Source organism: Streptococcus caprae (assembly GCF_042649745.1).
Taxonomy (GTDB): Bacteria; Bacillota; Bacilli; order Lactobacillales; family Streptococcaceae; genus Streptococcus; species Streptococcus caprae.
Genome location: NZ_JBHRZV010000025.1, coordinates 39,263 through 51,690, shown reverse-complemented (window position 1 = coordinate 51,690; position 12,428 = coordinate 39,263). Strand labels below are relative to the sequence as shown.

Below are 12,428 nucleotides of genomic sequence, written 5' to 3'. Positions count from 1 at the left end.
AACTCGTATTTTCATTGCCATAAACATAAAACGAGAGAAGACAAGTCCTGTCCTCTCTCGGTGTTAAATTGGTCAACCCACTACAGTTGACAAAGAGCCACTTTTATGACCTTAAAAAGAGGCTGCCATTGCAACCTCTTTGATACTTATCTTATTTGGCGTAATCGACGGCCCGCATCTCACGGATGACAGTAACCTTGATATTACCTGGGTAGTCCAAATTGTTTTCAATCTTCTCACGGACCTTGTGAGCCAAAATAGTAACCTGATCGTCCGAAACCTTCTTCGGTTGAACCATAATACGAATTTCACGTCCGGCTTGAAGGGCAAAGGAACTTTGGACCCCATCAAAGCTGGTCGCAATTTCTTCCAAATCACGAAGGCGTTTGATGTAATTCTCCATGGATTCGTTACGGGCACCTGGACGGGCAGAACTGAGGGCATCAGCAGCTGCAACGAGGACAGCAATCACAGATTCTGGTTCAACATCACCATGGTGACTGGCAATGGTGTTAACTACAACAGGATTTTCCTTATACTTACGGGCAAATTCAGTTCCAATCTCAACGTGGCTACCTTCAACCTCACGGTCAATGGCTTTCCCCATATCGTGGAGGAATCCAGCACGGCGGGCAAGAGCTACGTTTTCACCCATCTCACCAGCAAGAATTCCAGCGAGTTTTCCGACCTCAATCGAGTGACGGAGAACATTTTGACCATAAGAAGTCCGGAAATGCAGACGTCCCATAATCTTAATCAAATCAGGGTGGAGGTTTGGTGCCCCAATTTCATAGGCGGCAGCCTCACCATATTCACGAATACGGTTATCCAACTCTTGACGGTTTTTCTCAACTAACTCTTCGATACGAGCTGGGTGAATACGACCATCTGAGATCAGTTGTTCTAAAGTAATCCGGGCAATCTCACGGCGGATTGGATCAAATCCAGAAAGGACAACCACTTCTGGTGTATCATCGATGATGACATCCACACCGGTCAAACTTTCAAGGGTGCGAATATTACGACCTTCACGACCAATAATCCGTCCCTTCATGCCATCATCTGGCAAGTGGACTGTTGTAATGGTCTGCTCCGTCACATACTCACCAGCCATCCGTTGCATGGCTTGAGAAAGGATTTCCTTGGCAGTCTTGTCAGACCGATCACGAACCTCACGCTCCGCTTCACGGATCCGGGTCGCAATATCATGGGCCAAATCAGCCTCTGTCTTTTCAAGGACGATAGCCTTGGCTTCTTCTTGGCTGAGGGAGGAAATACGTTCCAACTCCTCAATTTTTTGCGTTTCTAATTCGGCAACACGTTGCTCACGCTCATCAATATGTCTAGATTTATCTGTCAGACTTTGTTCTTTGGAATCAAGTGTTTTTTCCTTACTTGACAAATTCTCGTCCTTGCGGTCAAGAGCTGTCGCACGTTCGGAAAGGCGACCTTCCATCTGCTTCAACTCTTGGCGTTCAGCCTTGAATTCTTGCTCAATTTCTAAACGATACTTTCTAGCCTCTTCCTTGGCCTCCAAAAGCAATTCCTTCTTGTGGGCCTTACTTTCACGTTCTGCTGTTTGGCGGATGGCTTCAGCTTCTGCTTGAGCCTTGCCACGCGTATTAACAACATCCTGTTCAGCGTTGAGAAGAGTCAGTTCTGCAGCTTCTTTTTTGGACTTAAGCCCAAGAGTTACCGCTACATAACCAATTACCAAACCAATGAGGGCAGCGCCGATTGCAATGATTACATTTGGCATGCTTTACCTCAACTTTTTCTATTAACATTGGCCTTTTGATTTTTCAAGCCATTTATTAGTATAGCATATTTGAGACCGTTTCACAATCTAAAAACGACAGCAAATTCATCCGCTTTCAGTTTTTTGACTTTCTCATTTTAAGACATAGCAGAGCAGGGATTTTTCCATTTCTGCGCAAGCTATTTCTCCAAAAAAGGGAGAAAAATATGGTATGATAAAGAAAATGCAAAAAGGAGTTTCCTATGACCAAAGAAGTTATCGTTGAAAGTTTTGAATTGGACCACACTATCGTTAAGGCACCTTACGTCCGTCTGATTTCTGAAGAGTACGGTCCTAAGGGCGATGTGATTACCAACTTCGATATCCGCCTCATCCAACCCAACCACAATGCTATGGACACCGCTGGTCTCCACACTATCGAACACCTGCTGGCTAAGCTCATCCGCACCCGTATGGACGGCATGATTGACTGCTCTCCCTTCGGTTGCCGCACTGGTTTCCACATGATTGTTTGGGGCCAACCAACCGCTAATCAAGTTGCCCAAGTCATCACCGATAGCCTCCGTGAAATCGCAGATTCTGTAACCTGGGAAGATGTACCAGGTACCACTATTGAATCCTGTGGTAACTACAAGGACCACAGCCTCCACTCCGCCCGCGAATGGGCTAAACTCATCCTGGAACAAGGCATCTCAGATGACGCCTTCGACAGACACGTGGTTTAAGATAAGAAGATAAAACAAAAGCGAACGACAACGGTCGTTCGTTTTTAATATCTTGTAAAATCAAGGAAGCACTATCTCAGACATCAGGTTCATAACGACTCATCTTCTCTGTCATATATTTTTCAACTGACTAATGCCAAAAATAAGATAACCCCAGTCATTCATACTTACAACTGCAAGAGGAGCATATTGGTGGTCAGACCAGCGGCCGTCCCCATCAAAGCGACTTTTTGCCCCGGGACAACTAATTGATTGTCCATGGCATAAGCCAATGCAAAGGGAACGGAGGCCGAAACCATATTGCCATACTCAGCAACAATGTCTAGGTATTGGTCGGATTTAACACCCAGTTTTTGCATAATCAAGGGCAGGGCTCGACTGGCTTGATGGGGAATAATCATGTCTAGCTCCGCTAGAGAACAGCCCGAAGCAGAGATAAATTCTTGAAACATGGATGGCAATTTCTTGGCTGAAAAAGCCAAAATTTTCTTCCCTTGCATATCAAATTGGAAATCTGCCTTGATATCCTCATGGTAATCATATGGCATCAAGCCCGTCAAACCACCCCGAATTTCGGTTGCATGCGCCCCTTCTGACCAAGTTTTTTGCAGACTGTACAGCACTCCTTTGGGCTGATCAGTCGCTTCAAAGATAAAGGCTGCTGCCCCATCACCAAAGAGTTCATAGGATTCCTTTTGATGGGGATTTAGGCCCAAAGAACCGATCTCTGCTGAGACAATGAGAATCCGCTTGTAGCGTCCCCCTGCCATCAGATAAGACGCCATATCCAGGGCAGAAATAAAACTGGTACAGGTCGTATTGATATCCATAGCAGGAATATCTGTTCCAAGCGCAATTTGCTCATGGATCAAGGCTGCCGTACATGGAATGGGCTGGATACCAACCGCACACGCTGCGATGAGACAATCAATGTCCTGAATGGTAATTCCTGCCTTGTTAAGGGCTTTGTGACAAGCCTCTACTGCCAAGGTCAGCTGGGTTTCCCCTTGACTCACACGGAAACGGCGTTGATTTCCAAAAAAGACAGCTTCTCTGGGTAGGGCTGTTCCATACCCTTTAATGGTTAATCCGCGCATATATCTCTAGCTCCTTTTTGTTTATTTTTTGAAGAATTCTCCGTAGCTTTTGCCCCTTGGCTGGTGCTTGATAAGCTACAAAACGAATGCTTGGGCAAGTGAAGTGAAAATCGGTAGCCAACTGCTTTAAGTTCATCACAATGGCTTCTTCAACCGCTTGATTGCGGTAATTCAGTCCAATTTCTAGTTGATCTAGTGCGACTTGGGTCACCTGATATTCTTCTATCTCTGGGATTAAAATGAGGCAGCGTCTGATAAAATCTGGATAGATGCTACATACCCCAGCATCTTCGCTTTCAAAGTAGAAGATATCGTCTGACCTTCCTTCAATTTTTTTGATAGCTAAAAGCTTTGATCCGCAAGGACATTCCCTATCCTCAATTTGAAGGATATCATTTAATCTGTAGCGGTAAAACGGAACGCTGGTCCGTTTAAAATCAGTTATGATAGGGTAAAACCGCTGGTCGTCGACCCATTCTTTCTCAATTAACAAACCATCTTCATTTAGGTGGAGGGTTCCTTCCTGACAAGAGGCCCCTAAAAAACCTTCCGTTGCCTGGTATATTTGATACACACGTTGTCCAAAGGCTTCCTCAATAATTGTCCTATCTCGGTCCTCCAATATCTCAGCGACTGAAAAAATCCGTTGGGGAGAAATCGTTAAGACACCTGCTTGCTTGGCTCTTGCCAGTTGCAGACAAACAGAGGCCGGGGCCACCAGAAGACTTGGTTGATAGGTATTCAAGGTCTTAATATGCTCCTCTATCGCAATTTGCATATCAAAATAGTGTAACCGTAGAATGGGGCTGGTTACCGCCTTGTAAAGGTTGTTATCAGACCGCAGAAAGAAAGCGATTTTATGGCCAAGCAAGCGTCCCTTGGGAAGAAGCTTGGCAAGAATGGTTCCAGCCCACAGAGCTTGTTCATTGGGACTAGTGAGAAAAATGCCATAGTTCCCTGATGTCCCTGAAGACAAACCGACCGAAATATCCCCATAAGAAGCTGAAAAATCTCGACTCTTTTCCCCTTCTTGAGCAATGGCAAAGGCCTTTTCCTTTTCAACACCAACGGTATTCAAACTGTCAAAATTGGCCATCATAAAGCTCTTATCCATCAGAAAATCCTTGGTAAAGCCATGTTCCCTAAAATAGGGTGAATGTTGCTTCATGTAAGCATAAAACTCTTGGAGCCCCTTTGCTTGATGAGCTTCGATAGCCTCACGACTAGTCCATTTTTCCCGAAAACGAACCTTGTAAAAGGTCTTAAGAAAGAGCCATTTATCCATAGAGCACCTCCCTAACTCGAGCCGGTTCCTCATGAGAAACTAGCACCCGCACCCCAGCTGCGAGAAAAGATTTCAACACTTGAGCAGAAGCCAAATAGGCTGGATAGGATTGCTGGATGAACCGAGGAATCAGCCGCATCTTGTCAAGCTTATTGATGAACGCCAAGCGCCACAAAGTATCCGCAGCCAGCAGAATTCCTCGCTCAGGAAGATGAAGACAGAGTTGGCCACGTGCATGACCATCCAAGGAGTAGACAATCACGCTCCCATCACCAAAAACATCCAAGCAGTTTTGCCCTTCTACTACCTCACTCTTTTGTGTCAAATCAAGAATAATCAACCGCTCTGCAAAGTCATCGGGGAAGTAATCCCGAAAGACCAACTCACGAAAACGCGACTTCAGATAGGTTTGGTAACAATCCTTGGTCAGGATAAATTGAGCCTTGGTAAAGGCTTTGAGACGCCCGATATGATCCGGGTGTAAGTGTGAAACAAAGACAATTCCAATGTCCTCTGTACCTATCCCTTGAGCTCGCAGCTGGGCATCAATTGTATCTGCCTCTGTCATCTGAATGGGATTTGGCAGACGATAGGCCAGATTTCGCAAAGTTGGCCTCATCACTTCACTAGCATAGCCTGTATCATAGAGCATATAGCCTTTTTCGGCATGCTCGATTAGATAGACACCAGCAGGAAAAATTAATTCCTTAGCAGGTTCCTTCTTAAAAATCATCTGCTGATGATTGATACAGGTCCCACATACAAAATAATCAAGTCTACGAATGCTGGACATAATGGCGTATTCCCTCTTCTATCGTCATGATGGGGTGGTAACCCAATTCGCGTCTGGCTTTCTCAATGGACAGAGTCTGGCTGTAAACCAAGAGATAATAAGTATAGCAAGTCAAACGAGGTTCCCCTTTTAAATGAAACAACCGATAGACCCCTTCTAAAACAACCGCAGTCCCGGCCAAAAGCCACTTGGGAACGGATAAATAGCGCCCCTTGATTCCCTTTTCCTTAAAAAACAAATCCAGCGTAGCCTTGAAGGTCATCGGCTCTCCATTGGTGATATTATACACCTGACCGATAGCCTCCTTCTTTTCCAGGGCTAGTCCAATGGCGTAGGCGACATTTTCAACACAGGTTAAATCAATGAGATGTTGCCCTCCAGCAACGAGTGGGACCCCAACCTTGTCATGAATAGCTAAGAGACGTGGAATAATGGAGGTATCTCCCACCCCAAAGAGGCCCCGTGGTCGAATAATCACATAAGGAACCAAACTGGCTATCACGCGCTTTTCGGCTTCAATCTTACTAGCGATATAGTTGTTGAGGCGATTGTCAACAGGTGCTTGTTCCTCTGTAACCAATTCTTGGTTTTCATTGCTGGCATAAATGCTGGGTGAAGAGACAAAGACCAACCGTTCCACACCAGTTTCCTGGCACCAGTCAATCACATGCTGGGTTCCTAAGACATTGGCCTCGTAAAAATCCTTCCATGGCCCCCAAACAGTTGATAAAGCACCAGCATGAATCACCTTGTCTGGCTGATGAGCAAAGGCAGCAGCCAGAGACGCCTTATCAGCCAAATCCGCAACAACAAATACGAGCTTTTCATAACTGACTTCAAGTCCTTGTCCAATTGCTTGATTGCGCCCTACAGCAATCACTTCGTAGCCCAAGGCCAGGCATTCTTTGACCAGATATCCCCCTAAAAAACCTGTAGCTCCCGTAATCAGTACCTTCATTTAGAGTCCTTCTTTCTGCAATAAATCTGCATAAACTGTCTGCGTTAGTTGCGCAATGATTTTCCACATCCACTTTTTCCAAAAAGGTAGATGTGGACAATAGATGGTCGTAAAGACCAAATAATCTAATCGTTGTCACTAATACAACTTTTATTCCGAGTTTTCGTTTTGAGAAATACGATAAAACCCTTTACATACTATGTTTTGTATTATTATAACACAACTTGTTTAAAATTCATGTAAAAGACCGTAATCAAGCGATTTAGATAAGTACTTTTAAATTAATTCGACTTAGTCAATGAAGTCCACCATTATAGAAATTTCTCGTTAAAATTCTAAGAAATCATGGACTATTCCGTTTCCACAATCGGGGTAGCAAGATTTCTTAAAACTGTTCAGATACAGTCATTCCTTCTTTTCGTGATTGTAACAAAAAAGCCCGATAAGGCACTGTACCCCATAAATGAGACAGAAGAAAAACACACTTATGAGACTAGTTTTCTGTATTGAACAGGAGACTGGTCTTTTAAATTCCGTTGAATTCTAACTTCATTATAAAATGTAATGTAAGATTGATAATATCTGTTATACTATCTTTGTTGAAGTTTCTCCTATCTCGGAGATAGAAGGTTTCAGTCTTTAGGGCAGAGTGAAACCATTCAATACAGGCATTATCAGCTGGAGTTCCCTTTCGGGACATGGAGCGGATAATGCCTTTTTCCTTACACACTTGATAGTAAGATTGGGATGTATAAACCGATCCTTGGTCACTATGCAGGATGGTGCCTACAGGTAGTTTTAGTTGGTTGATCGTATCTAAGACAAAATCAGTATCTTGTTTGTCAGAGATTGTATAAGCACAATTTCACGAGTGTAGAGATCCATGATGGAAGATAGGTACAGTTTACAATTGCTAAAATAGAGATAGGTAATATCCGTCACTAGCTTCTCTAGTGGTTTATTGGCTTTAAAATTTCTATCTAATTTGTTGTCGGTAACGTAGTAGGGTTTGCCTAAGTTTGGAGCTTTCTTGAGGCATGTTCGACACAACCAGCCCTTTTCCTTCATGATACGATACACCTTCTTAGAATTGACGGAGAAGCTGGCTTGCTTTGCCAGAAGTCGTGTAATGGTTCGATAACCGTAGATGAAGTAGTGCTCGAGACAGAGTTTCTCAATGGTTTCTGTGATGAAATCATGGGATTTCTCTTGACGGGGTTTCTGTTGCCAGCGATAGTAGGTAGAACGCTTAACACCGAAACAGTCCAGAATAACGCGAATTGGATAACGCTCTTTGTATTCTTCGACTAGCTTGATAAGACTCACTTTGCCGATGTTCTTATCAAGCTGAGATACTTTTTTAGAAGGTCCACCTGTAACTCTAATTGTTCAATCTGGGTTAAATGTTCCATTCCCTTGCCATAGCTATATTGCTTGCCAACTGGTTGGCGGAGACGGTGGAGCTCTTGATTCTCTGACCGTTTCAGCCAAGTGTAGATTTGACTTTTATTTTTAATGCCCAGAGTCTCCATGATAACTTTGTTGGATTTGCCTGCTTTTTTCATTTCGATACAGGCTAACTTGATTTCATATGGGTGTGCTTGTTTAGACATGAAAACACCTCCGATTTCTATTTTACTAGAATACTACGGAGGTGTTTTTCTTCTGTCTCATGTATGGAGTGCAGTGCCCAAAACGGGCTTTTTATGATGATTAGTCCTGACGTGACTTACGGGCAATATCTTCTAAGATGTTTGCTGTAAACTCTTCAAGGGACAGAGTTTGCGTTTCCTTGCTACCGTAGCGGCGGACGTTGACAGCACCTTCTGCTGCTTCCTTGTCACCGACGATGAGCTGGTACGGAATCTTGCTGGTTTGAGACGCACGGATCTTGTACTGCATCTTCTCGTTGCGTTCGTCCACATCGGCACGGATACCTTGGTCACGAAGGGTTTTGGCAACCTTCCAAGCATAGTCCAAGTGGGCTTCGTTGGAAATCGGAATCACCGTTACTTGGTGTGGCGCCAACCAAGTTGGGAAGGCACCCTTGTAGTTTTCAATCAGGATAGCGGTGAAGCGTTCCATGGTTGAGATAACGCCACGGTGAATCATGACTGGGCGGTGCATTTCGCCGTCCGCGCCGATGTACTTGAGGTCAAAACGTTGTGGCAAGAGGAAGTCCAACTGGATAGTAGACAGAGTTTCTTCGTTGCCAAGAGCCGTCTTCACTTGGATGTCCAGTTTTGGTCCGTAGAAGGCTGCTTCGCCTTCGGCTTCAAAGTAGTCCACGCCCATTTCGTCCAGGGCAGCCTTGAGCATACCTTGGGCATTTTCCCACATTTGGTCGTCGTCGAAGTATTTTTCCTTGTCTTCTGGGTCACGCAGGGACAGACGGAAGCGGTATTCGGTCAGGTTAAAGTCCGCATAGACATCGATGATGAGTTGAAGAGCCTTTTGGAATTCTTCCTGGATTTGCTCAGGAGCGACAAACAAGTGACCGTCGTTGAGGGACATTTCCCGAACGCGTTGAAGACCAGAGAGGGCACCTGATTTTTCATAGCGGTGCATCATCCCGATTTCAGCGATACGGATTGGCAACTCACGGTAAGAATGAACGTGGTGCTTGAAGACCTGGATGTGGTGTGGGCAGTTCATCGGACGAAGGACAAACTCTTCCCCGTCACCCATGTCCATGGTTGGGAACATGTCTTCTTGGTAGTGCTCCCAGTGACCAGACGTCTTGTAGAGCTCGACGCTCGCAAGCGGTGGTGTGTAAACGTGTTGATAGCCAGACGCCAATTCCTTGTCGACGATGTAGCGTTCCAATTCACGACGGATAGTCGCACCGTTTGGCAACCAGAATGGCAGGCCTTGGCCGACTTCTTGGGAAATCATGAACAAATCAAGTTCTTTCCCGAGTTTGCGGTGGTCACGTTCCTTAGCTTCCTCACGCATTTGGAGATAGGCTTTGAGGTCTTTCTTGTCGAACCAAGCTGTTCCGTAAATCCGTTGCATCATGGCGTTGTCGGAGTTCCCACGCCAGTAGGCACCAGCCACGTTGAGGAGCTTGAAGACTTGGATACGGCCAGTTGACGGCACGTGAGGGCCACGGCAGAGGTCAACAAATTCACCCTGACGGTAAACGGTCAAGCCAGCACCTGCGTGTTCGTTGATGAGTTCGACCTTATAAGGGTCATCTGCAAAGAGCTCAAGAGCTTCTTCCTTGCTGATTTCCTCACGGATACAAGGGTAGTTTTCCTTGACGATTTTGGCCATTTCTTCTTCAATGCGGGGCAGGTCTTCATTGGTGATTTGACCAGCGACATTGTCCGTATCGTAGTAAAATCCATTTTCAATAGCAGGACCAACACCCAAACGCAGCTCTGGGAAGAGGCGTTTTGCGGCTTGGGCAAAGAGGTGAGCCGCCGAGTGGCGGAGCAGGTCAAAGGCATCTTCGTGGTCAGGTGTCACAATTTCAAGCGTCCCGTCTTCTTCGATTGGACGCACAGTGTCAATCAAGTTGCCGTTGTGTTTTCCAGCCAGGGCTTTTTTGGCTAAACCAGGACTGATAGAATGAGCTATGTCGTAAGTTGTAGCGCCCTTTTCGTATTGACGAACGGCACCATCAGGGAAAGTGATGTTAATCATGGAAATTCTCCTTTTGTATTTTTCAGAGGTTTACAGTTTGCGTTCTCGCTCAAACTGCATCAATATCTCTAAGCTCTGCTACGTCATGTTGACTTGCAATCGCTAAGAGAAATAGAAAACACGACGCCCTCAAAAAGGACGTCGTGACGTGGTTCCACCTTAGTTTATAGGGTACTGTAAAACAGCTTCCTACCTCTAATGGTTCTAAGGTGACCACCCTTTTATGTTTGCATAAAATCATACCGAGTAGTGTCAAGCCTATCCTCTACATGCTTCCCAGCTACCGCATGCTCTCTCAAAGATTTCCTAGGTCTGATAAGTCTCTACCCGATAGTATAGCACAAGGCCAGTCGACTTGCAAGCCAGATTACCACTTTACTTTTATTTTTCAAACCTGCGCCGCTTTTTAATCCGAAACCTATAAATCAAATGCCCCAAACCAACTCCGAGTAAGGCAAAGAGCTCATAAGCTACCCAATACAGAAAGACCAGTTGCTGATTAAAAAGATAAGTTAAAGGGTAAAAAAGCAAGACTAAACACGGAAAAATCCAATTAAAACCTCGATAGCTACCTGAAACCACACCCATCACCAAACACAGGAGAGGGATATAAAGGATAATGTTATTGATATACAAGCCTTTTTTCATCAAATCATCTACTGGTAGGTAATCAACAATATAGGGAAATACCAAATAGAGAAAAATAACCGGTAAAACAAAGAGAAACTGTTTCTCCAAACGAGCCATCGCAACCTCCTACTCATGCAAACCGACTAATTTGATAAACCTAGAGATTTTTCTGAGTTAGTCCAACAAATCACGGATAGTTCCGACTAGCTTGACTGGAACCTTGAGAACCTTGGCAGAGGTTTTAACGGTCGTTTCTGCAAATCGAACTGGCAAGGATAAGGACGTCCGTGCCAATCTTACTGTAACATTACGAGCATCCGTTCGGAAAGAATAGAGCACTCCTGTTTCTTGAGCTTCTTCCGTTTCCTTTTTAATTATTGTATCCAGGTAAAACTGAGCAACATGCTTACCAAACGTCTCCGATGAAATCTCTTGACACTTTGTCTGCCAACGCTTAGCATCTGGCTCTGGTGTGCAGGCAATAGCATCTAAAATCGCATCGTCTAACTCACTCTCCTTATAATAGAGCGTTCCAAACATCTTGTCTGTAATCACGTCATCCAAGTAGGCATTCCCATGAGCGATAATTGGCCGGCCAGCTGCCAGGCTTTCAATGTAGGTGAGCCCTTGGGTCTCACTGGTAGAGGCCGAGATAAAGAAGTCACAAGCCTTGTAGTAAAGTACGGTTTGACCATGAGGGACCATACCCGTAAAAATCACATGTTTCTCAATGCCCAACTGACGCGCCAGTTCTTTTAAAGTGTCAAGATAGGGACCGTCACCAACAACTACTAACTTAACCTTATCATTTTCTCTCAAAACATCCGGCAGTCTCTTGAGGACAGCCTGGATATTTTTTTCATAGGAAATCCGAGATAAACTCAAGAGCATGGTCTCATCAGAGGTAATTCCCAGTTGCTCACGTAGGGCTTGAATCTCAGCATTCGTAATGTTATCTCCCACATATTGGTCTAAAACAATCCCTGTTGGAATAATCCGTTTAGGAGTTTTGACCTCATAGGTATCGAGAACGTTTTGTACGATCCGGCTCGGACAAATCACCCCATCCAAATCCCACATAAATTCCCGAACCAAGAATTTCACCATGCCAGGTGTCACCAAATGTCCCTTGGCAATGTAGTGAACATAATCCTCATACTGGGTATGATAAGTATGAACTAGGGGCAGGTGAAGCTCCTTGGCAATTTGTTTACCCATCATCCCCAAGGAAAACTCCGTCTGCGTATGAATGATATCCAAATCATAGTCTTTGGCAATCTTATAGGCTTCCGAAAGTCCTCGATAGGCTACTCGTCGATCTTTAAAGGCAAAGAAAGGCACGCTAGGCAGGCGGATAATGGTCGGATCTTCAAACCGCTTAACATCCTTGTCTGTCGTTGTAAAAATATAAACTTCGTGACCTAGCTTCTCCAACTCTTCCTTGAGGGTTCGGATACTGGTCGCCACCCCCGAAACCTGAGGAAAATAGGTATCCGTAAATAAACCAACACGCATAAGACTCTCCTAAAACAT

The 12,428-nt window shown here is 44.8% G+C and carries 9 protein-coding genes and 1 pseudogene; 1 reads left to right on the top strand and 9 read right to left on the bottom strand.

The annotated features are described in order from the left end of the window. Positions 1–151: 151 nt before the first annotated feature. Positions 152–1,759, bottom strand: a complete 1,608-nt coding sequence (locus ACFORF_RS03435) for a ribonuclease Y (RefSeq protein ID WP_380425526.1) — start codon at positions 1,757–1,759, stop codon at positions 152–154. Between the two features lie 242 nt (positions 1,760–2,001). On the opposite strand from ACFORF_RS03435, the gene ACFORF_RS03430 reads away from it, so the two are divergent. Beyond that, positions 2,002–2,484 carry an S-ribosylhomocysteine lyase gene (locus tag ACFORF_RS03430; protein WP_380425524.1) on the top strand — a complete coding sequence of 161 codons (483 nt, stop codon included), beginning with the start codon at positions 2,002–2,004 and terminating at the stop codon, positions 2,482–2,484. 167 nt (positions 2,485–2,651) lie between these two features. Here the strand turns inward: ACFORF_RS03430 and ACFORF_RS03425 are convergent, their stop codons facing one another. The 8 genes and pseudogenes from ACFORF_RS03425 to ACFORF_RS03390 all read right to left on the bottom strand — a co-directional run bounded on the left by ACFORF_RS03425 (position 2,652) and on the right by ACFORF_RS03390 (position 12,410). After that, positions 2,652–3,581, bottom strand: a complete 930-nt coding sequence (locus tag ACFORF_RS03425; RefSeq protein ID WP_380425522.1) for a 3-oxoacyl-[acyl-carrier-protein] synthase III C-terminal domain-containing protein — start codon at positions 3,579–3,581, stop codon at positions 2,652–2,654. Next, positions 3,562–4,866, bottom strand: a complete 1,305-nt coding sequence (locus tag ACFORF_RS03420; RefSeq protein ID WP_380425520.1) for a F390 synthetase-related protein — start codon at positions 4,864–4,866, stop codon at positions 3,562–3,564. The genes ACFORF_RS03425 and ACFORF_RS03420 overlap by 20 nt, the downstream gene beginning before the upstream one ends. Continuing rightward, positions 4,859–5,599: an MBL fold metallo-hydrolase gene (locus tag ACFORF_RS03415; RefSeq protein WP_380425518.1), complete on the bottom strand. Its 741-nt coding sequence runs from the start codon at positions 5,597–5,599 to the stop codon at positions 4,859–4,861. Before ACFORF_RS03415 ends, ACFORF_RS03420 begins: the two co-directional genes overlap by 8 nt. Before the next feature lie 43 nt (positions 5,600–5,642). Beyond that, the gene (locus tag ACFORF_RS03410; protein ID WP_380425516.1) at positions 5,643–6,617 is read right to left on the bottom strand and encodes an NAD-dependent epimerase/dehydratase family protein; all 975 of its coding nucleotides are present in this window, start codon (positions 6,615–6,617) and stop codon (positions 5,643–5,645) included. 485 nt (positions 6,618–7,102) lie between these two features. Further along, a pseudogene (locus ACFORF_RS03405) lies at positions 7,103–8,230 on the bottom strand (IS3 family transposase). Between the two features lie 100 nt (positions 8,231–8,330). After that, entirely contained in the window at positions 8,331–10,265 is a 1,935-nt protein-coding gene (gene thrS / locus ACFORF_RS03400; RefSeq protein ID WP_380425515.1) for a threonine--tRNA ligase, read from the bottom strand. A 381-nt stretch (positions 10,266–10,646) separates the two neighbouring features. Then, positions 10,647–11,012, bottom strand: a complete 366-nt coding sequence (locus tag ACFORF_RS03395) for a hypothetical protein (RefSeq protein WP_380425513.1) — start codon at positions 11,010–11,012, stop codon at positions 10,647–10,649. A gap of 57 nt (positions 11,013–11,069) precedes the next feature. After that, positions 11,070–12,410 carry a glycosyltransferase family 4 protein gene (locus ACFORF_RS03390; protein ID WP_380425511.1) on the bottom strand — a complete coding sequence of 447 codons (1,341 nt, stop codon included), beginning with the start codon at positions 12,408–12,410 and terminating at the stop codon, positions 11,070–11,072. Positions 12,411–12,428 lie beyond the last annotated feature (18 nt).

Excerpts from the sequence above, each read along its gene's own strand:
- ACFORF_RS03435 (WP_380425526.1), bottom strand. The coding sequence starts at position 1,759 with ATGCCAAATGTAATCATTGCAATCGGCGCTGCCCTCATTGGTTTGGTA.
- ACFORF_RS03430 (WP_380425524.1), top strand. The coding sequence starts at position 2,002 with ATGACCAAAGAAGTTATCGTTGAAAGTTTTGAATTGGACCACACTATC.
- ACFORF_RS03425 (WP_380425522.1), bottom strand. The coding sequence starts at position 3,581 with ATGCGCGGATTAACCATTAAAGGGTATGGAACAGCCCTACCCAGAGAA.
- ACFORF_RS03420 (WP_380425520.1), bottom strand. The coding sequence starts at position 4,866 with ATGGATAAATGGCTCTTTCTTAAGACCTTTTACAAGGTTCGTTTTCGG.
- ACFORF_RS03415 (WP_380425518.1), bottom strand. The coding sequence starts at position 5,599 with ATGATTTTTAAGAAGGAACCTGCTAAGGAATTAATTTTTCCTGCTGGT.
- ACFORF_RS03410 (WP_380425516.1), bottom strand. The coding sequence starts at position 6,617 with ATGAAGGTACTGATTACGGGAGCTACAGGTTTTTTAGGGGGATATCTG.
- thrS (WP_380425515.1), bottom strand. The coding sequence starts at position 10,265 with ATGATTAACATCACTTTCCCTGATGGTGCCGTTCGTCAATACGAAAAG.
- ACFORF_RS03395 (WP_380425513.1), bottom strand. The coding sequence starts at position 11,012 with ATGGCTCGTTTGGAGAAACAGTTTCTCTTTGTTTTACCGGTTATTTTT.
- ACFORF_RS03390 (WP_380425511.1), bottom strand. The coding sequence starts at position 12,410 with ATGCGTGTTGGTTTATTTACGGATACCTATTTTCCTCAGGTTTCGGGG.